Raw genomic sequence first — 18733 nt, forward strand, 5'->3', positions numbered from 1 at the left:
AGGGCGATGCCGCGCCCGTCGCCCGCCTGCCCCTCCTCATGGGGCGATGGCCGTGCTCAGTGGGCGAGCATCAGCCACACTCCCACGGCCACCATCCATCCGAACACGAGCGCCTCCACCGCGCGCTGGAGGAGCCCTCGCACCGGGGAGTCGAAGGACAGGCCCACCATGCCGAGCAGCACGAGCTTGCCCAGCGCGCCCGTCACCGGGGAGAGCGAGGTGAGCGCCGGCACGTCCTCGAACACGCGCTCCATTTCGATGAGGCCGCCGCCCGCGCCGAAGTAGCCCAGGCCCGCTACCAGGTTGTGCATCTGGTTCTTCCACGTGCCCCAGAACGGCGCGCCCGCGTCACAAGGGAACACGGCGGCGCCCACGTAGCTGACGCCCAGCAGCGACAGCAGCACGGCCCCGGTGCCCCCCTCGCCCTGGGCGGTGAGGTACGCGTGGAGCAGGGCGCAGAAACCCAGGACGGCCAGGCCCGCGGGCGCGAAGCCGAGCCACCCCGCGCGGGCGGCCCCCGGGGCGCCCGTCTCACCCAGCTCGCTGATGGTGTTCCTCACGTGGCTGTAGCCGGGCCTGTTCCGCGCGAACCAGAAGGGCGGCAGGACGCCGAGAGCCACGACGAGCAACGCGCTGGGGAGAATCCACGGGACCATTGAAGGAGTATCAAGGCGGCGGCGTCCCGGACGAAAGCCGGCGGGGGTAGACCGGTGCCTGGGGCGTTGTCAGATTGCGCGGGAACCTCATCGAGCGGAGGGCGTCATGGCGCACCGCAGTCGTCTCTCGGGCCTCATCATCGATTGCGAGACGGGGGAGCTGCTCTCCGCCGCCACCTTCTGGAGCCAGGCGCTGGGGCTCCCGGTGGGGGGCACGAAGTCGGGGAGACCTCCGAGTACGTGGGCCTCGAGGGCACTGCCGCGGGGCTGAGCGTCGGGCTGCAGCGGGTCACCCACCCCTCCCGTGTCCACCTGGACATCGAGGCGGATGACCAGGACGCCGAGGCCGCGCGCCTGGAGGCCTTGGGAGCGAAGCGCATCGGCTGGGTGAAGCGCTGGTGGGTCATGGAGGCGCCCACGGGCCATCGCTTCTGCATCGTGAAGATGGACAAACCCGACGAAGGTCCGCCGCCGAACGCCTGGACGTGAGGCGGGCTAGCGTCCTTCGTGGAGCCGCGCCCGGAGGCGCCGGAGCCCCTCGTCGATGCGCTCCACCGTCACGCCGCCGTAGCCCAGCACCCAGCCATGGCGGGTGGGGGCTCCCATGAAGTAGCGCGAGAGCGACTCCACGCCGACGCCCGCCGCGTGAGCCCTGGCGGTGAGCTCCTTCTCCAGCCGCGCGCCGCCCCGCGTGAAGGTGGCGCACAGGTGCAGACCGGCGACGGAGGGGAGCAGCTCGAGCGTGTCCGCGAAGTGGCGCGCGAGGCCCTCGGCCAGTCGGGTGTGTCGCTGCTCGTACTCGCGCCGCGTCTTGCGCAGGTGCCTTGCCAGCGCGCCCGTGTCGATGAAGCGCGCGAGCGCCCCCTGCGCGGGGAGCTGGCTGTGCCAGTCCGTCACCTGCTTGGCCAGCCGCAGCTCCCGCCGGAGCGAGGGCGGCGCGACGAGGAAGCCCAGCCGCAGCGAGGGCAGCAGCACCTTGGAGAACGAGCCGACGTAGAGCACCCGGCCCGAGCGGTCCAGGCCGTGGAGCGTCTCCAGCGGACGGCCGCCGAAGCGGAACTCGCTGTCGTAGTCATCCTCGATGACCACCGCGTCGCGGCGCCGGGCCCAGTCGAGCAGCGCCTTGCGCCGCGCCGGGGACATGACGATGCCCAGCGGGAACTGGTGGGACGGGGTGACGTAGACGGCGCGCGTGTCGTCCGGCAGGCGGCTCACGTCGAGCCCCTCCGCGTCCACGGGTACCGGCACCACGCTCGCGCCGAGCGACTGGAACAACGCGCGCGCGGGCGGATAGCCGGGCTCCTCCATGGCGACGCAATCCCCGGGCTCGAGCAGCACCCGGCCGACCAGGTCCAGGGCCTGCTGCGCGCCGTGGGTGATGAGCACGTCGGACGCGTCCGCGGTGACGCCTCGCGAGACACCCACGTGGCGGGCCACCGCCTCGCGCAGCTCCGGATGGCCGGCCGGGTCCGCGTACGCGGGGCCCGCCGCGGAGGCGCGCCACTGTCGGGCCATGAGCCGGCGCCAGGCGTCGAAGGGGAACAGCGACGCATCCGGATAGCCCACCCGGAAGTCGTACGGCGTCTCGGGGACGGGCACGGGGGGCGCGGGCAGTCCGCGCCAGACCGCGCGAGGCCGCAACTCCACGCCTTGGGAGGCCCTCGCGCGCGCGCCGCGCTCCCGAGGTGCGTTCTGGATGAAGCTCCCGGCGCGACCCCGGCTCACGAGCAGGCCCTCCGCCATCAACCACTCGTAGGCCACGCTCACCGTGTTGCGGGAGATGCCCAGCCGCCGGGCCAGCTCCCGCGAGGGGGGCACCTGCTCACCGTCCCGCAGCCGTCCGTCGAGGACCCGCGCTCGCAGGCCCCGGTAGACCTGCCCCGCGAGGTCCCTGCGCTCCGTCAGGTCGACATGCAGGTCCATGGCCCAGACCTACCACGGATTGGCCCAACGAGATTCGTCGGTCCTGGCACCGTGAGAGGGCCAGGGACGGGGCACCCTGTCGGCACTTCCTCAAGGAGACCGCATGAGCCCCACGCCTTCGTCCTCGTACGCCTCGCAGCCGGTCCACGCCGAGCGCATGCCCTGGATTCCCATGACCTCCCCGGGCCTCTCCTTCAAGCCGCTGCGCTTCTTCAAGGACGGCGCGGGCTGGATGTACCTCTTTCGCCTGGAGCCCGGCACCGTCATCCCCCCGCACCGCCACACCGGCGAGTCGCACGCCTTCAACCTCTCCGGCTCCCGCGAGCTGCTGGACACGGGCGAGGTGATTGGCCCGGGGGGCTACGTCTACGAGCCGGCCGGCAACGTCGACAGCTGGCGGGTGACGGGCCCCGAGCCGCTCGTGCTGCTCATCCACACGCGCGGCGGCGTGGAGTACCTGACGGCGGACGGCCAGGTCTCGCGGCACGTCACGCCCGCGGACCGGCTGGAGTCCTACCGCCAGTGGTGCGAGGCGAACGGCCAGCCGTTCCTGGCCACCCTGGAGTGACTGGGGGCCCTGTCAGTGCCGCAGGTGGGCCTGCACCGTGTCCACCACCTCGCCGCCGTCGCCGTTGAAGACGAGCTTCGTCATGGCCAGCGCGAAGCCCGCCGCCTGCTTGATGGTGACGCGAGGCGGGAGCGAGAGCGCGTGCGGGTCCGTGACCACGTCGACCAGCGCTGGCCCCGGGTGGGCGAGCGCGCGCTCGAAGGCGCCCCGGAGGTCCTCGGGCGCCTCCACGCGCTGGCCCATGACGCCCACCGCCTCCGCCAGCTTCGCGAAGTTGGGGTTCACCAGGTCCGTCTGCGTGTCCGGGTAGCCCGACACCTGCATCTCCAGCTTCACCATGCCCAGCGAGCTGTTGTTGAAGATGACGACCTTCACCGGCAGCTCGTACTGCGCCAGCGTGAGGAAGTCCCCCATCAGCATCGCGAAGCCGCCGTCGCCGGACATGGAGATGACCTGCCGGCCCGGGTACAGGAGCTGCGCGCCGATGGCCTGGGGCAGCGCGTTGGCCATGGAGCCGTGGGTGAAGGAGCCGATGATGCGCCGCTCGGCCGTGGCGTGGAGGTAGCGCGCCGACCACACGTTGCACATGCCCGTGTCCACGGTGAAGACGGCGTCCTCGGCGGCCACCTCGTCCAGCACCGACGCCACCAGCTCCGGATGCAGCGGGCGGTGCGAGCCGACGTTGCGCACGTGCGTGTCCAGCTTGCGCCGCGCCTTGGCCAGCTCCTCCAGCGCGCTCTCGAGATGCCGCCGGTCCTCCTTCTGCTCCAGGCGGGGCAGCAGCGCGCGCAGCGTCTCGCGCACGTCGCCGCAGACGCCCAGGTCCAACCGCGAGCGGCGCCCCAGGTGCTCCGGCCGCACGTCGACCTGGGCAATCTGGGGTTTGACGGGCATGAACGCGTCGTAGGGGAAGTCGGTGCCCAGCAGCAGCAGGACGTCGCAGGCGTGCATGGCCTCGTACGCGGCGCCGAAGCCGAGCAGGCCCGTCATGCCCACGTCGTAGGGGTTGTCGTAGGCCACCCACTCCTTGCCCCGGTACGCGTGGCCCACGGGCGACTGGAGCCGCTTCGCCAGCGCGAGCACCTCCGCGTGGGCGCCCCGGCAGCCGCTGCCGCAGAACACCGTCACGCGCGAGGCGGAGTTGAGCAGCTCGGCGAGCCGGTCCAGCTCCGCGTCGGCCGGGCGCACCACGGGGCGCTCGGTGGCGAAGGTGGAGGGCACGTCCTCGCCGGCCTCGAGCGCGGCCACGTCCCCGGGCACCACCACCGCGGACACGCCGCCCTTCGCGAGCGCCGTCTGCGCGGCGAGCCGGAACAGGCGCGGGGCCTGCTTGGGGTTGGCCACCATCTCGCAGAAGTGGCTGCACTCGCGGAAGAGCAGCTCCGGGTGCGTCTCCTGGAAGTAGGACGTGCCGATCTGCTCGCTGGGGATGTGCGAGACGAGCGCGAGCACGGGCGCGTAGCTGCGGTGCGCGTCGTAGAGGCCATTGATGAGGTGCAGGTGGCCCGGGCCGCAGCTGCCCGCGCACACCGCCAGCTTGCCGCTCAGCTGCGCCTCGGCGGACGCGGCGAAGGCCCCCGCCTCCTCGTGGCGCACGTGGACCCACCGCAGCTTCCCGTCGCTGCGCCGCACGGCGTCGGTGATGGGGTTGAGGCTGTCGCCCACGACGCCGTAGATGCGCTCGGCCCCCGCCTCGATGAGCACACGAACGAGCGCTTCCGCCACGGTGAGAGAGCTCATGGGCTCAAAGCTGGGCGGGGTGACAGCGGGGGACAACCCAGGGGAGCGGGGTGACGGGCGCTCCCGTGGGTGTGGGGCGTGGGAGCGTGCTCCCTCTCGCCGGTGACGCGGGGGGCTACTCGAAACAGCTGTTCGCGATCTCGCGCAGCTCGACGATGCCCCAGTCGCTCATGGGACACATGTGGGCATATTCGAGCGCCTCGTCGCGGCTCTTGCAGTTGAGCAGGAAGAAGCCGCCGATGATCTCCTTCGACTCGGTGAAGGGGCCATCGCTCACGGTCCGCCGCCCATTGATGCTCTCGATGCGGATGGCGTTGTCGTCCGGCTTGAGGGCCTCTCCGGCGACGAGCACGCCCTTGTCCTGGAGCGTCTTCTGGAAGGCCATCATCCGTGCGTAGGCCTTCTGGCCCTCCTCGAGCGGCCGCTCCTGTCGCTTCCCGGGTGCCTCCATCATCAGCAGCATGAAAGACATCGCGCTCCCTCCTTTTTGGGGACGGCGATACTACGACGCGGCCGTGACACGCCGTCGAGGGGGCCCGGGTGGGAGTTGCTCGGTCCTGGTCGCTCGCGAGCCAACGCCACGGTGTGATTTCCGCGCGGATGGACGGGCGCGCGCGGCGTGTCCGCTTTCCGACGGCTGTGGAATGCGCTCCGCACCATGGGTGAGGGTTGACCGCGCGCTTCGGAGAGGGGAGCTTGCGGTGCGATGAGCGCCGGCCCCGACCTGTTCTCCGCCTCCGTGGATGTGAACCGCTTCGCGCCGCTCGCCGAGCGGATGCGGCCGCGCACGCCCGACGAGTTCATCGGGCAGGCGCACCTGCTGGGCCCCGGAGGTCCGCTGCGCGGGCTGATGGAGCGCAAGCAGCTGGTGTCCTCCCTCTTCTGGGGGCCGCCCGGGGTGGGCAAGACGACGCTGGCGCGGATGCTGGCGGCCAACGTCGACGCGGAGCTGGTCATCCTGTCGGCCGTGTCGGACGGAATCCCGCGCATCCGCGAGGTGGTGGCCGAGGCCGAGCGCGCGCGCAACCAGTACTCGCGCCGCACGGTGCTCTTCGTGGACGAAATCCACCGCTGGGCGAAGAACGTCCAGGAGCAGGCGCTGCCCCACGTGGAGAGCGGGCTGTTCATCCTGCTGGGCGCCACGACGGAGAACGTCAGCTTCGAGGTGCGGCCCGCGCTCGTCAGCCGGTGTCGCGTCTTCCAGCTCCAGGAGCTGACGCTCGCGGACATCCAGGGCGCGCTGCGCCGGGCGCTCACCGACGAGAAGCGCGGGCTGGGCAAGCGCCGGCTGACGGTGGGGGAGGAGGCCCTGGCGCTGCTCGCGCGGGGCGGCGCGGGGGACGTGCGCAAGGCGCTGGGCGCGCTGGAGATGGCGGCGGGGCTGACGGCCGACGGCGGCGAAATCACCGTGGACGTCGCGCGCGAGTCGGTGGGCGTGGGCCTGTCGCGCCACGACAAGGACGGGGACCAGCACTTCGACCTGCTCAGCGCGCTGCAGAAGTCCTGTCGGGGCTCCAACGCGCAGGGCGCCATCTTCTGGGCGGCGAAGCTCTTGCAGACCGGCGACGTGGTGTCGCTGTGGCGCAGGCTCAAGGTCATCGCGGTGGAGGACGTGGGCATGGCCATGCCGGAGGCCATCACCATCGTCCGCGCGTGCGAGGAGGGCTTCCACTCCACGGGCATGCCGGAGGGCCGGCTGTTCGTCGCGCACGCCGTCATCACCCTGGCCACGGCGCGCAAGAGCAACCGCGCCTATGCCGCCATGAACGCGGCGCTGGAGGCGCTGGAGGCGAACCCCAACGTCGGGCCGCCGTTGAACCTGCGCAACGCGCCCACGGACCTGCTCAAGGAGCTGGGGCACGGCAAGGGCTACCAGCCGCCGTGGGACTTCAAGGACCACTACGCGCCGGGACAGACGTACCTGCCCCCGCCGCTGGAGCGCGCCGTGTTCTACCGCCCGAGCAAGGAGGGCTACGAGGCGGAGGTCCACGAGCGCATGACGCACTGGTGGCGCGAGGACAAGGCGAGCAAGGGCGAGTAGGGCGCTCCGGCCCATGTGGGCCTCCCCCTCCACCCAGGCGACATCCTCGTCGTCGGCCGACACGCGACGTGCGCATCGACCTTGCATCGTGAAGCGGGGGTGCTCTAGTCCGGCGCCGTGACGTCCCCCGAGAGACACCGCGCCATCGAAGCCGTGTGGCGGATTGAATCCGCGCGCCTCATCGCGGGCCTGACGCGCATGGTGCGCGACGTCGGGCTCGCGGAGGAGCTCGCGCAGGATGCCCTGGTCGCGGCGATGGAGCGCTGGCCCGACAGCGGCATCCCGGACAACCCGGGCGCGTGGCTGATGGCGACCGCCAAGCGCCGCGCCATCGACGAGCTGCGCCGGGGCAAGCGCGTCGAGCGCAAGCACGAGGAGCTGGGACACGAGCTCGAGTCCGACCAGGCCCACGGGCAGCCGGACCTGGACACGGCGCTCGACAACGACGTGGGCGATGACCTGCTGCGGCTGATGTTCATCGCCTGCCACCCCATCCTCTCCACGGAGGCGCGCGTCGCGCTCACGCTCCGGCTGCTCGGTGGGTTGACGACGGAGGAGATCGCCCGCGCGTTCCTGGTGCCCGGGCCCACCGTCGCGCAGCGCATCGTGCGCGCCAAGCGCACGCTGTCCGAGGAGAAGGTGCCCTTCGAGCTGCCCCACGGCGAGGCGCTCGCGGCGCGGCTGTCGTCGGTCCTGGAGGTCATCTACCTCATCTTCAACGAGGGCTACTCGGCGACGGCGGGCGATGACTGGATGCGGCCGGAGCTGTGCGCGGACGCGCTGCGGCTGGGGCGCATCCTCGCCGAGCTGGCGCCCCTGGAGCCGGAGGTGCACGGCCTGGTCGCGCTGATGGAGATCCAGGCGTCGCGCTCGCGGGCGCGCGTGGGCCCCTCCGGGGAGCCGGTGCTGCTGCTCGAGCAGAACCGGGGCCTGTGGGACCAGCTGCTGATTCGCCGCGGGCTCGCGGCGCTGGAGCGGGCGGAGAAGCTGGGCGGCGCGCAGGGCCGGTACGCGCTGCAGGCCGCGCTCGCCGCCTGCCACGCGCGGGCACGCACGGCGGAGGAGACGGACTGGGCGCGCATCGCGTCGCTGTATGGCGTGCTGGTGCGGCTGTCGCCCTCGCCGGTGGTGGAGCTCAACCGCGCGGTGGCCCTGTCCATGGCCTATGGCCCCGCGGCGGGCCTGGCGGTGGTCGACACGCTGACGTCGGAGCCCACGCTCGCGAACTACCACCTGCTGCCGAGCGTGCGCGGAGACCTGCTGCGCAAGCTGGGGCGCTTCGACGAGGCACGCAAGGAGTTCGAGCGGGCGGCCTCGCTGACCCGGAATGCCCGCGAGCAGGCGCTGCTCCTGGAGCGCGCCCAGGACTGCTCCCGCCGCAGGGCGTGAGCGTGGGGCGGCAGTCCCGCGGGAATCTTCCGCGCTCCATGCAGCGCAAGCGTCGACCAGCGAGCGTCCGTGCTCGCCGCGAGGGATGGAGGCCGTCCTGGAGCACGCGTGCGGGGTGGACCCGCACCGGGATGGTCTACCCTGGGCGCATGTGCCGGAACATCAAGCCCCTCTTCAACTTCACCCCGCCCGCCACGGATGACGACATCCGCGCGGCGGCGCTCCAGTTCGTCCGGAAGATCGCCGGGACCCGCAAGCCGTCGAAGCAGAACACGGACGCGTTCGACGTCGCCGTCGAGGAGATCTACCAGAGCTCGAAGCGGATGCTGGACGGGCTGGTGGCCACGACGCCCCCCAGAGACAGGGTGCGGTTCGAGGCACTCAAGCGCCTGCGCTACAAGAAGGCCGCCGACGCGGGCTGAGGCCCCGGGCGCCCCGAAGCGCTGACCGACTGTTCCCACGCAGTGCACACACGGCGCGCGGTGCCGAGGTGGCCCGTCGTGCCCTGGAGGTCGTCCGATGAAGCGGTCCCCGTGGTGGTCCGTCGTTGGCTGTCTCTCCTTGGTCCTGTCCCTCGGCGCGGGCTGTGGCGCCGAAGCGCCCCAGGACCCCCAGGCCCCGGAGCAATCCCGCGCGGCCCTGGCCTGCTCCACGCGCATCACCTACGGCGACCGGTGGATCCACCCCGCCAACCATCCCAACCAATACGACGTGGCCTCGGACCTGGTGACGTGGGACGGCGCCTGCATCAACGAGGGCTCCAACTCCTACGCCCTGCTCTCCAACGGCTGGAAGCCGTACTTCACCGGCAACAACGCCTGCGTGCTCGCGCTGGACACGGACTGTCCCGGCGCCTCCGCGTGCGCGACGCGCGTCACCTACGGCCCGGCGTGGATCCACCCCGCGAACCACCCCGCCCAGCACGATGACACCGGCGGGCGCGTGTTCTGGGACCGCGCCTGTGTGAATGCGTCGCCCAACTCGTACGCGGTGCTGTCGAACGGGTGGGGGCCGTACTTCACGGGCACCAACGCCTGCGGCATGTCCTTCCGCTACACGGGCTGCGGCGGGCTCTACCAGAACCCCGTCGTCCCCACGGACTGCGCGGACCCGGGCGTCATCCACGACGGCACGCGCTACGTGGCGGCGTGCACCTCCGGCGGCGCGGCCAGCGCCTTCCCGCTGCGAGTCTCCACGGACCTGGTGACGTGGACGAGCGCCGGCTCCATCTTCCCCTCCGGTACGCGACCGTCCTGGGCCACCGGTGACTTCTGGGCGCCCGAAATCCACCGCGTGGGCGGCCGCTTCGTCGCGTACTACACGGCGCGGCACTCCAGCGGGAAGCTGGCCATCGGCGCCGCCACGGCCACGAGCGCGCTCGGTCCCTTCACCGACCTGGGCCGCCCCCTCATCCTGGATTCGGGCATGGGGATGATCGACGCGACGTTCTTCGCGGACGCCGCGGGGACGGGCTACCTGGTGTGGAAGGCGGACGGCAACGCGGTGGGCCAGCCCACGCCCATCTACGGGCAGGCGCTCTCCGCGGACGGCCTGTCGCTGGTGGGCACGCGCCGCACGCTCATCACCAACAACCTGGGCTGGGAGGGCGGCGTGGTGGAGGCGCCGTGGGTCGTCGCGCGCGGCGGCTACTACTACCTCTTCTACAGTGGTAACGCGTACTACAACAGCACCTACGCTGTCGGAGTGGCGCGGGCCACGAGCCCCCTGGGGCCGTACACCAAGGCGGGCGCGCCGATTCTCGCGACGGGCGGAGGCTGGGTGGGGCCGGGCCACAACTCGGTGGTCAACGGGCCGGGCGGAGACACGTACATGGTCTACCACGCCTGGAACAGCGCCCACACCGCGCGGGTCATGCTGGTGGACGCCATCACGTGGCCCAACGGCTGGCCCGCGGTGCCGGAGGCGCCCTCGGCCGGCTCGCGTCCCCGGCCGTAGCGCGTGAGGTCCTCGGGGGCACGGGGTCTGTCCGTGCCCCCGGGGGACGTCAGGGCGTTCCGGTGGACGCCTGGAGCGAGGGCTCCGGCGCCTCGAACTTCTGCGGCCCCAGGGCGGAGCGCTGGAACCAGCCGGCGAGCCCCAGCAACACGAGCCCGGACGTGCGCAGCGTGCGCAAGAGCTCCGCGCCCAGCGCCTCGTCACCGGGCAGGAGCGCCGCCAGCCACACGCGCGCGTCGTAGAGCAGCCACGTGGCGCCCGACAGGCCCATGGCCCACCACACCCAGGCGAGCCTGCCGCCGCGCAGCATGTACGCGACGCGCAGGATGGGGGCGACCAGGAAGATGGTCGTCATGTCCGCCAGCGTGGAGGCCAGGCTGATGACGACCGACGGCGCCGGGCTCTGGCCGGACAGCAGGTTGCGCACCTCGGTGACCAGCGACGGCACGCCGACGGCCAGCGCCGCCAGCGCCGTCACCGCCCACAGCGCGCGCGAGCGCGGGCTGGACGGAGGCTGCAGCCCGGACTGCTGATAGGTCATGGCCAGGAGCACGAGCGCGTACGTGGTGGCGATGTTGGCCAGCACGACGACGACCATCCGGTACGGCAGCAGGGGGGACGCCGTGAAGGGGACGTCCGGCACGGTGTGCAGCCAGTAGCTGCGCATCGCCGCGCTGACCAGCGACAGCACGGCCCCCGCCGTGAGCCCGCCCCAGACCTTGCGCAGGTAGTCGCCGGAGACGAACGCGCTGGCCGCCGCGAGCGTGCCGCCCACGGCGAGCAGCCCGCTCAACCAGCCGGCCACGTCGTGCACCAGCCCCAGCTTCGCGGGCTCGGAGCTGGCCACCGCGAACAGGTGCGCGGCCTGGAGCACCACGACGGCGCCGAACCAGGGCGCCACGGACGAGGAACGCGAGGACGCCGTCATCGCGCCTTCTCCAGCGACGTGGCGATTTCCGCGAGGATGACCTTGGCGTGCAGCGCGCCAATGAAGGTGTTGAGCATCGGCTTGAGGCCTTCGAGCAGTTGCGGGAGGTCCTGGGGGGTGACCTGCTCGGGCGGACGCTTGAGGGCGCGCAACGCGGCCGTATGGATGGCCATCTTGGCGGTGAAGCCTCCGAGCAGGGGTTCGAGGTGACGCACGAGGATGTCGTGCCAGCCGGCGGGGGCGGTCTGGGAGGACGGGTTCAGAATCGCGAACACTCCTGTTGGGGAGGTACACGCTAGAGCGATTTCTCAAGACATACGAGAGGCCCGTCCGTCCCCCGCGTCGATTGCCGCTCGTTCCGCAAGGAATTCCGGGAGGCCCTGTCTTTGTCGCCACGACAGGTGTAGGGGCCGCTGACGCGGCGTGCAGCATGCCCGGCCGCCGGGCGAGCAGGTGCGCCGGCGGCGGGCTTCATCCAACGGGTATCAGGCCTTGATGTAGCGCTCGAACACGGCGCCGAAGTCCTTCACCCAGTACTTCTGCTGGGCGCCGGTGAGCCAGGCGAAGGCGGCCTGGTTGAGCTCCTTGAAGGACTCGACGACGGGCGCGCCGCCGGACGAGCCGCGGCCGAGCGTGGTGGAGGCGACGTCCAGGCTCGTCTTGGCGTGGGCGAGCGACAGCTCGTTCTCGTGCTGCATCTCCGAGATGCGGAACAGGGCCTTGTAGAGGTCCTTCACCTGCTCCAGCTGCTTCTTGTGCACGTCGATGGAGTAGTCGCGGTTGCCCAGGCGGAACTTGATCTCCACGTCCATGTCGATGGTGCCGGCCGTCTCCAGCATGACGTTGGAGATGGGATTGGCGGCGTACGTGAAGCGACGCAGCATGCGCTTCTTGCTGGCGGCGCTGGTGCCGTCCAGGTGGATGAGCGCCCGGTTCGTGAAACAGTACTCGTCGGACTTGGACTTGATGAGGAAGTAGATCTTCTCCTGGTCCTCGTGATTCACATAGTCATCCGCGTCGACCTTGTCGTAGTCGGCCGGAGCGATGACCGAGCCGACGTCACTGAGGCCGAGTGCGTCCGCGGCGAGCTTCCCGAACATGCTGTGTCTCCCTGTGTGTACCGCCGGGCCCCCAAGGCCCGGCGGGAGCATAGGGGAGAGCCCCTCACAGGTCGAAGCGAATCCCTTGCGCCAGCGGCAGCGCGTCCGAGTAGTTCAGCGTGTTGGTCTGCCGCCGCATATAGGCCTTCCACGCGTCGGAGCCGGACTCGCGGCCGCCGCCGGTGTCCTTTTCACCCCCGAAGGCGCCGCCAATCTCCGCGCCGGACGTGCCGATGTTGACGTTGGCGATGCCGCAGTCGGAGCCGGAGGCGGACAGGAAGCGCTCGGCGACCTGCAGGTCCTTGGTGAACACCGATGACGACAGGCCCTGGGGCACGCCGTTCTGGATGACGATGGCGTCCTCGAGCGTGCGGTAGGGCATGACGTAGAGGATGGGCGCGAAGGTCTCCTCCTGGACCCACGCGTCGGTGGGCTCCACGTCGGTGACCAGCGTGGGCTGCACGTAGTGGCCGGGGCGCTCCAGCGCCTTGCCGCCGCTCACCACGCGGGCCCCCGCGGCGCGCGCCTTCTCGAGCGTGGCCTCGAAGCGCTGCACCGCGGCCCGGTCGATGAGCGGGCCCATCAGCGTGCCGGCCTCCAGCGGGTCTCCGATGCGCTTCTCCACCTGGGCGTAGGCGCTGGCGAGCTTGTTCAGCACGTCGTCGACGATGGACTCGTGGACGATGAGCCGGCGGGTGGTGGTGCAGCGCTGGCCCGCGGTGCCCACCGCGCCGAAGACGATGGCGGGGATGGCCAGCTTCAGGTCCGCGGTGGCGTCCACGATGATGGCGTTGTTGCCACCCAGCTCCAGCAGGCTGCGGCCCAGTCGCTGCGCGACGCGCACGCCCACCTGACGCCCGACGGCGGACGAGCCGGTGAAGCTCACCAGCGCGACGCGCGAATCGTCCACCAGCCGCTCGGCGCGCGCGGTGCCCGCGGCGTTGAGCAGGAAGAACACCTCCGGGAAGCCGCCGGCCTTCAGCGCCGCGTTGCAGATGCGCGTGGCGGCGATGGACGTCAGCGGCGTCTTGGGGGAGGGCTTCCAGATGGACACGTCGCCGCACACCGCGGCGATGAACGCGTTCCAGGACCAGACGGCCACCGGGAAGTTGAAGGCGCTGATGATGCCGACGAGGCCCAGCGGATGCCACTGCTCGTACATCCGGTGGCCGGGGCGCTCGGAGTGCATCGTCAGGCCGTAGAGCATGCGCGACTGGCCGACGGCGAAGTCGGCGATGTCGATCATCTCCTGCACCTCGCCGTCGCCCTCGGCCTTCACCTTGCCCATCTCCAGCGACACGAGCGAGCCGAGCGCGTCCTTGTGGCGGCGCAGCGCCTCGCCGCACAGGCGGATGGCCTCGCCCCGACGCGGCGCCGGCAGGGCCCTCCACGCGACGAAGGCCTGGGCCGCGGCGTGCATCATCCGCTCGTACTCGTCCGCCGTCGCCGACGACACGGTGGCGAGCTGCTGTCCGTTGGAGGGATTGAGGACCTCCAGCAAGGGCTCGGAGCGGGAGTCCGCCCACTCGCCGTCGCCGAGGTAGCTGCCGGGGTTGTGCTCGCCGAGGCCGAGCGCGTCGAGAATGGGATGGAGCATGGCGTTTGGGGCTGCTTACAACGTCGGGGGCTTCGTGGCGACCCGCGTCGGGGCGGGGCGTCCGGGCTGGGTCAGCAGCCAGTCCATGAAGGCGCGTGCCGCAGTGCGCAGTCGGCGGTGGGAGGGGTACACGACGAAGTAGGAGTAGCGGGTGGGCAGCGCGGGGCCGGGCAGTCGCAGGAGGCTGCCGTCGGCGAGGAAGGTCTCGCAGACGCGCTCCCGGGCGAGCGCCGCGCCCAGGCCCCACACGGCGGCCTGCATCGCGTTGGTGGTGTCGCTGAAGCTGTGGCGCACGTCCAGCGTGGCACCATGGACGTCCGCGGCGCGCAGCCAGTCCGGCCACGACTGTCGCGCCAGGTCCTCGACCAGCGGCAGCCGGGGGATGTCCGCCGGCGTGCGCACCGCGTCGACGCCGGGCAGGCGAGGGGAGGCCACCGGGAACATGGCGTCGGGCATCAGCGCGTGGGCGGTCATCCCGGGCCAGTGGCCCAGGCCGTAGCGGATGCCCAGGTCCGGGCCGCCCTCCTCGAAGCGCGACAGCGCCGTCTCCGAGTCGATGCGCACGCGCAGGCGGGGATGCTGGGCGTTGAAGTCCGCCAGCCGGGGCACCACCCACGTGTGCGCCAGGGAGTGCATGGTGGTCACGCGCACCAGGTGGCGCTCGCTCCGGGCATCCGAGAGCTCGCGCACCACGTCATGGATGTCCGTCAGCGCGCCGCTCGCCGCGTCCGCCAGCTGGCGCCCCTCGACGGTGAGCTCCACGCCGCGCGCGTGGCGCTGGAAGAGGGTGACGCCGAGCATCCCCTCCAGCTTGCGCACGTGGTGGCTGACGGCGCTGGCCGTCAGGTGCAGCTCCTGGCCCGCGCGGGCGAAGTTCTGGTGCCGCGCGGCCGCCTCGAAGGCCGCCAGGGCCGGCAGCCACGCCGTGGGAAGAGTCATGGGAGCCTCAAATCATACGCGTGGCTGACCGCAAAACCATGCGGTTGTGACTCCCGTGCCAGAGGCGCAGATAAGGGAGCGACCGGAGTCAGATTCGTGCCTCGCTCCACCTGGTGAACCGCCCATGACCACTCCCTCGCTTGTCCGTCCCGTCGTCCCGACGTTGTCCGGTGCCTGGCTGACCTTCCTGGAGCTGGGGCTCCTGGGGGCCCTGTGGGGCTCGTCCTTCATGTTCATGCGCATCGCGGCGCCGGACTTCGGGCCCCTGCCGCTCGTGGTGGTGCGGCTGGTGCTCGGCTCGCTGGTGCTGCTGCCCCTGCTGCTGCGCGCGCGCGCCTCCATCACCCCGGCGCACTGGCCCAAGCTCGCGCTGGTGGGGACGCTCAACGCGGCGGTGCCCTTCGCGCTCTTCGCCTGGGCGGCGCAGCGCGTGCCCGCGGGCATCAGCGCCATCAGCAACAGCATGACCGTGCTCTTCACCGCGCTGGTGGCCTTCCTCTTCTACGGCGAGCGCATCGGCTCGCGTCGTGGGGTGGCGCTGGTGGTGGGCTTCGCGGGCGTGGTGGTGCTCGCCAGCGGGAAGATCGAGGGCGCCAGCCCCGGGCTGGGGGTGGCCGCGGCGCTGACGGCCGCCTTCTTCTACGGCATCTCGGCGAACCTGGTGCGCAGGCACCTGCAGGGTGTGCCGGCGGGCGCCGTCGCGGCGGCCACGCTGGGCTGCGCGGCGCTCCTGACGCTGCCGTTCGCCGTCGCGACCTGGCCCGTGCAGCCCATCCGCGGCGTGTCCTGGCTGTCGGCCGCGGCGCTGGGGATGCTCTGCACGGGGCTGGGCTACGCCATGTACTACCGGCTCATCCAGCGCATCGGCGCTTCCCGCGCCGTCACCGTCACCTACCTGTTGCCCCTGTTCGGCGTGGCCTGGGCGTGGCTCCTGCTCGGCGAGCCGGTGACGCTGTCCATGGCGGTCGCCGGCGCGCTCATCCTGGGCAGCGTCGCGCTGAGCCAGCGGCAGTCCGCGTGAGCGTGCGCGCGGACCGCCGCCGGGGCGCCAACGGCTCTCAAGGACAGCCGGAGCTGACCTGGAGCGCGTCGTAGGCCATCCAGCCGTTGCGCTTGGTGCCGGTGGCCGCGATGACGTAGCCGTAGAGGAACTTCATCTCCCCCGACTGCTGGCGGTAGCGGCCCGCGCTGTCCTGGACCCAGAGGGGGATGTCGATGGAGGGCACGCCGTGCTCGGTGGGCACGTCCAGGCGCTGGAACTTGGTGCCCGCGGGGAAGTGGTCCACCGCGGGGCCGCCCAGCGCCATGCCGGGCACGTTGAAGACCAGGTTGACGGAGCGCTGCCCGTTGGCGCGCACCAGCGGCAGGTAGTCTCCGGCGCGCTCGTGGGTGGCGTCGCTGTCGTAGACGACCTTCTTGAACTCGAGCACCGGGTCATGCGTGTTGCGCACGGCGTAGCAGCCCAGCTTCGCCAGCCCCGCGCCCAGGGCGGAGACATGGCCCACCTTCTGCTCGAAGGACGTGCGCCCCAGGATGCTGGAGATGGGCAGCCACCCCGCGCTCGAATTGGACGTGGAGACGGCGAAGGCGTGCAGCTCCCCGGCGAACGTGCGCGTCTGGCCGTGGTTGAAGGCGGCGCTCGAGCGCGTGTTGGTGCCCACCACGGTGCCGTTGCCGTCGCGGATGGGCACGCCCGTCACCAGCCCCCAGTTGTCGTCCGCCGGGTCGTTGGTGGGGACGCGGTTGCCCCCGCTCACCTGCAGCTTGCAGTTGTACGCGCTCACCAGACAGTACTCGCCGTTGACGCCGGAGAAGGCCGCCTGCTCGCGCGTCTGGAGCGCGCCGTCGTCGGGCTCGAGGCCCCCTCCACACGCGGTGACGAGCAATCCGAGGGATGCAATCGAGATGGTCGTGATTTTCATGCTTAATATGAGAAAGCGACCAGCGCGGACCCGTCAACGCGAGCCTCGTCGAGAGGCCGGAGGGCGAGCGAGGGATGTTGAGCCCCGGTCAAAGGGACGGGTGCCAACGCACCGCGTCCTGAGGTGCCGCGTCGAGGTACGCTGCCGGCGCGATGTCCCGCCACCCCGATGCCCTGCTCCCCGCGCGCCGCTTCCACGACGAGCCGCTCATCGTCATCCTCCGCCACCTGAAGGCGGGGCTCACGGAGGCGGGCCGGGTGCGCATCGAGGTGCCGGACCCGGACCTCGGGGCCGGGCGCTATCCGGGCGAGCGGGTGGGGCCGGAGGGGGGCCTGGTGCACCGTCCGCTGCGCCACTGGTGTGATCTGGCGGAGGGGCTGGGCTGCCGGCTGCGCACGCCGCGCGGCGTGGAGGCGACGCACGTGTCGCTGACCTTCGAGTCCCTGGGCGCGGAGGCCTCGTGGCACGCGGGGAGCGCGAGGACGGAGGCGGCGGTGCCCGCGGAGGAGCGATATGGGGCGGACTCCGCCTTCGCGCGCGTGCGCAAGCTGGAGGACGCGGGCTTCCTGTTGCCGTGGTTGGAGGCGCTGGGGCGCGTGAGGTTGCCCGCGGGCGCGAGGGTGTTGGACCTGGGCGTCAATCGCGGGGACGAACTGGACGCGTTCTCCTGGCTGGACGAGGTGCCCGACGTCTCCTTCGTGGGCGTGGACCACAGCGCCTCCGCGATTGCCCAGGCGCGCGCCCGCTTCCCGGACGCGCGTCACGCCTTCCACGTGGCGGACCTCAACGCGCTGCCCGCCGCGCTGGGGCGCTTCCACCTGGTGGTGTCCGTGGGCACGTTGCAGAGCCCCGGGGTGGATGACCACGCGTTGTTGCGGACGCTGGTCCAGGAGCATCTGGAGTCCGAGGCGACGCTCGTGCTCGGCTTTCCCAACTCGCGCTTCCGCGACGGCGAGGTCGTCTACGGTGCCCGCGTGCGCAACCTGCGCGAGTCGGACCTGTCCCTGCTCGTGAAGGACCTGTCGTTCTACCGCCGCTACCTGCACCAGCACGGCTTCCGCACGTTCCTCGGCGGGAAGTTCGACCTGCTGCTCACGGCGGTGCGCGGCGGGGCTCAGTCCTCCGACTGAACGTCCCCGGGCTTGACGCCCCAGTCCGCGAGCACCTGGGCCTCGTCCTCGGGGCTCTTGGTCTTCTTGAAGCGCGCGTCGGAGACGCCCTTGACGCGGCGCTCGCACGCGGCCCACGTGGCGTGGCGCTTCACGCTGCGGCCCACCTGGCTCAGGTACGAGTGCGCCTTGGCCGCGGGCTGTCGGGGCTTCTCCTCGGGGAGCGAGGTGTCCTCGGGGACGTCGTAGACGTCCACGTCGTACGTGGACAGCGCGCCCGAGTAGAGCCGCACGCCCTTGCCGCGCGAGTAGCCCACGGCGATTTCATCGACCCGCTCGTTGCCGGGCACGCCCACGTGGCCGCGCACGTAGTGCCACTCGACGGCGGCGGCCTCGCCGGAGTGGGTCTGCTTGCGCTGGGCGAGCAGCGCCATCAGCCGCCTCCAGTAAGGGGCGTTGGCCACCTCCTTTCCCTCGGCCGTCTTCCAGCCGCGCTTGCTCCAGCCGAACGCCCACTTCGTGATTCCCTGAATCACATAGGTGGAGTCGGTGTGGATGCGCAGCGGGCCCGCCGTGGCCTCCAGGTGGCGCAGCGCCATGCCCACGGCCGTGAGCTCCATCCGGTTGTTGGTGGTCTCCCGCTCGTGGCCGCCCAGCTCCGTCACCTGTCCGTCGGGCGTGGCGATGATGACGCCCCAGCCCCCGGGGCCCGGGTTGCCGGAGCAGGCTCCGTCGGCGAAGACGACCGTGGCGTGGCTCTTCATGCGGCGCACCCTAGGCGGCCTCGGGGCGGGGCGGCCAGGACGACTCGCGACACAGGCGTCCTCGGGCTGACATGAAAGTCATGATTCCACCGGGAGCCCGA

Annotated in this window: 19 protein-coding genes; 8 read left to right on the forward strand and 11 right to left on the reverse strand. The window is 71.5% G+C overall.

Features of this window, described 5'->3' with window-relative positions:
- Positions 1–56: 56 nt before the first annotated feature.
- Positions 57–656, reverse strand: coding sequence for a DUF998 domain-containing protein (locus K8625_RS34225; protein WP_223785049.1), 600 nt, complete (start codon positions 654–656; stop codon positions 57–59).
- 240 nt (positions 657–896) lie between these two features.
- On the opposite strand from K8625_RS34225, the gene K8625_RS34230 reads away from it, so the two are divergent.
- Positions 897–1145: a VOC family protein gene (locus tag K8625_RS34230; protein ID WP_223785050.1), complete on the forward strand. Its 249-nt coding sequence runs from the start codon at positions 897–899 to the stop codon at positions 1143–1145.
- Between the two features lie 6 nt (positions 1146–1151).
- On the opposite strand, the gene K8625_RS34235 is transcribed toward K8625_RS34230, so the two are convergent.
- On the reverse strand, positions 1152–2579 hold the full coding sequence (locus K8625_RS34235; protein ID WP_223785051.1) for a PLP-dependent aminotransferase family protein: 1428 nt from the start codon (positions 2577–2579) through the stop codon (positions 1152–1154).
- Between the two features lie 103 nt (positions 2580–2682).
- Here K8625_RS34235 and K8625_RS34240 point away from each other — a divergent pair, with 103 nt between their 5' ends.
- On the forward strand, positions 2683–3147 hold the full coding sequence (locus K8625_RS34240) for a cupin domain-containing protein (RefSeq protein WP_223785052.1): 465 nt from the start codon (positions 2683–2685) through the stop codon (positions 3145–3147).
- Between the two features lie 12 nt (positions 3148–3159).
- Here the strand turns inward: K8625_RS34240 and K8625_RS34245 are convergent, their stop codons facing one another.
- Together K8625_RS34245 and K8625_RS34250 are read right to left on the reverse strand one after the other, a co-directional pair.
- Positions 3160–4887: a pyruvate dehydrogenase gene (locus K8625_RS34245; protein WP_223785053.1), complete on the reverse strand. Its 1728-nt coding sequence runs from the start codon at positions 4885–4887 to the stop codon at positions 3160–3162.
- 115 nt (positions 4888–5002) lie between these two features.
- On the reverse strand, positions 5003–5359 hold the full coding sequence (locus K8625_RS34250) for a YciI family protein (protein ID WP_223751534.1): 357 nt from the start codon (positions 5357–5359) through the stop codon (positions 5003–5005).
- A gap of 234 nt (positions 5360–5593) precedes the next feature.
- On the opposite strand from K8625_RS34250, the gene K8625_RS34255 reads away from it, so the two are divergent.
- The 4 genes from K8625_RS34255 (at position 5594) to K8625_RS34270 (ending at position 10273) form a co-directional block, all read left to right on the forward strand.
- Positions 5594–6928 (forward strand): replication-associated recombination protein A, encoded by a 1335-nt coding sequence (locus tag K8625_RS34255; RefSeq protein ID WP_223785054.1) that lies wholly within the window; start codon positions 5594–5596, stop codon positions 6926–6928.
- 117 nt (positions 6929–7045) lie between these two features.
- Positions 7046–8317 carry an RNA polymerase sigma factor gene (locus tag K8625_RS34260; protein WP_223785055.1) on the forward strand — a complete coding sequence of 424 codons (1272 nt, stop codon included), beginning with the start codon at positions 7046–7048 and terminating at the stop codon, positions 8315–8317.
- A gap of 149 nt (positions 8318–8466) precedes the next feature.
- The gene (locus tag K8625_RS34265; protein ID WP_046717748.1) at positions 8467–8739 is read left to right on the forward strand and encodes a DUF2277 domain-containing protein; all 273 of its coding nucleotides are present in this window, start codon (positions 8467–8469) and stop codon (positions 8737–8739) included.
- A 97-nt stretch (positions 8740–8836) separates the two neighbouring features.
- Positions 8837–10273, forward strand: a complete 1437-nt coding sequence (locus tag K8625_RS34270) for a glycoside hydrolase family 43 protein (RefSeq protein WP_223785056.1) — start codon at positions 8837–8839, stop codon at positions 10271–10273.
- A gap of 49 nt (positions 10274–10322) precedes the next feature.
- Here the strand turns inward: K8625_RS34270 and K8625_RS34275 are convergent, their stop codons facing one another.
- From K8625_RS34275 to K8625_RS34295, 5 genes are all read right to left on the reverse strand, one after another.
- Entirely contained in the window at positions 10323–11201 is an 879-nt protein-coding gene (locus K8625_RS34275) for a hypothetical protein (RefSeq protein WP_223751538.1), read from the reverse strand.
- Positions 11198–11476: a hypothetical protein gene (locus K8625_RS34280; protein ID WP_223785057.1), complete on the reverse strand. Its 279-nt coding sequence runs from the start codon at positions 11474–11476 to the stop codon at positions 11198–11200. Before K8625_RS34280 ends, K8625_RS34275 begins: the two co-directional genes overlap by 4 nt.
- Positions 11477–11686: 210 nt before the next feature.
- Positions 11687–12301, reverse strand: a complete 615-nt coding sequence (locus K8625_RS34285) for a PH domain-containing protein (protein ID WP_223751539.1) — start codon at positions 12299–12301, stop codon at positions 11687–11689.
- A 64-nt stretch (positions 12302–12365) separates the two neighbouring features.
- Entirely contained in the window at positions 12366–13898 is a 1533-nt protein-coding gene (locus K8625_RS34290) for an aldehyde dehydrogenase family protein (RefSeq protein ID WP_223785058.1), read from the reverse strand.
- A 15-nt stretch (positions 13899–13913) separates the two neighbouring features.
- Positions 13914–14837: a LysR substrate-binding domain-containing protein gene (locus K8625_RS34295; RefSeq protein WP_223751541.1), complete on the reverse strand. Its 924-nt coding sequence runs from the start codon at positions 14835–14837 to the stop codon at positions 13914–13916.
- A gap of 124 nt (positions 14838–14961) precedes the next feature.
- Between K8625_RS34295 and K8625_RS34300 the strand changes: the two genes are divergently transcribed.
- On the forward strand, positions 14962–15858 hold the full coding sequence (locus tag K8625_RS34300; RefSeq protein ID WP_223785059.1) for a DMT family transporter: 897 nt from the start codon (positions 14962–14964) through the stop codon (positions 15856–15858).
- A gap of 37 nt (positions 15859–15895) precedes the next feature.
- Here K8625_RS34300 and K8625_RS34305 read toward each other — a convergent pair whose 3' ends face one another.
- Complete coding sequence (locus tag K8625_RS34305) at positions 15896–16759, reverse strand: hypothetical protein (protein ID WP_223751543.1); 864 nt, start codon at positions 16757–16759, stop codon at positions 15896–15898.
- 152 nt (positions 16760–16911) lie between these two features.
- Here K8625_RS34305 and K8625_RS34310 point away from each other — a divergent pair, with 152 nt between their 5' ends.
- A complete protein-coding gene (locus K8625_RS34310) occupies positions 16912–17889 on the forward strand; it encodes a bifunctional 2-polyprenyl-6-hydroxyphenol methylase/3-demethylubiquinol 3-O-methyltransferase UbiG (RefSeq protein ID WP_223785060.1) in 978 nt (325 codons plus the stop codon).
- Here the strand turns inward: K8625_RS34310 and K8625_RS34315 are convergent.
- Entirely contained in the window at positions 17874–18632 is a 759-nt protein-coding gene (locus K8625_RS34315) for an RNase H family protein (RefSeq protein ID WP_223751545.1), read from the reverse strand. The genes K8625_RS34310 and K8625_RS34315 overlap by 16 nt on opposite strands.
- Between the last annotated feature and the right edge of the window lie 101 nt (positions 18633–18733).

The sequence above is a fragment of the Myxococcus sp. AS-1-15 genome (assembly GCF_020037055.1).
Lineage (GTDB): Bacteria > Myxococcota > Myxococcia > Myxococcales > Myxococcaceae > Myxococcus > Myxococcus fulvus.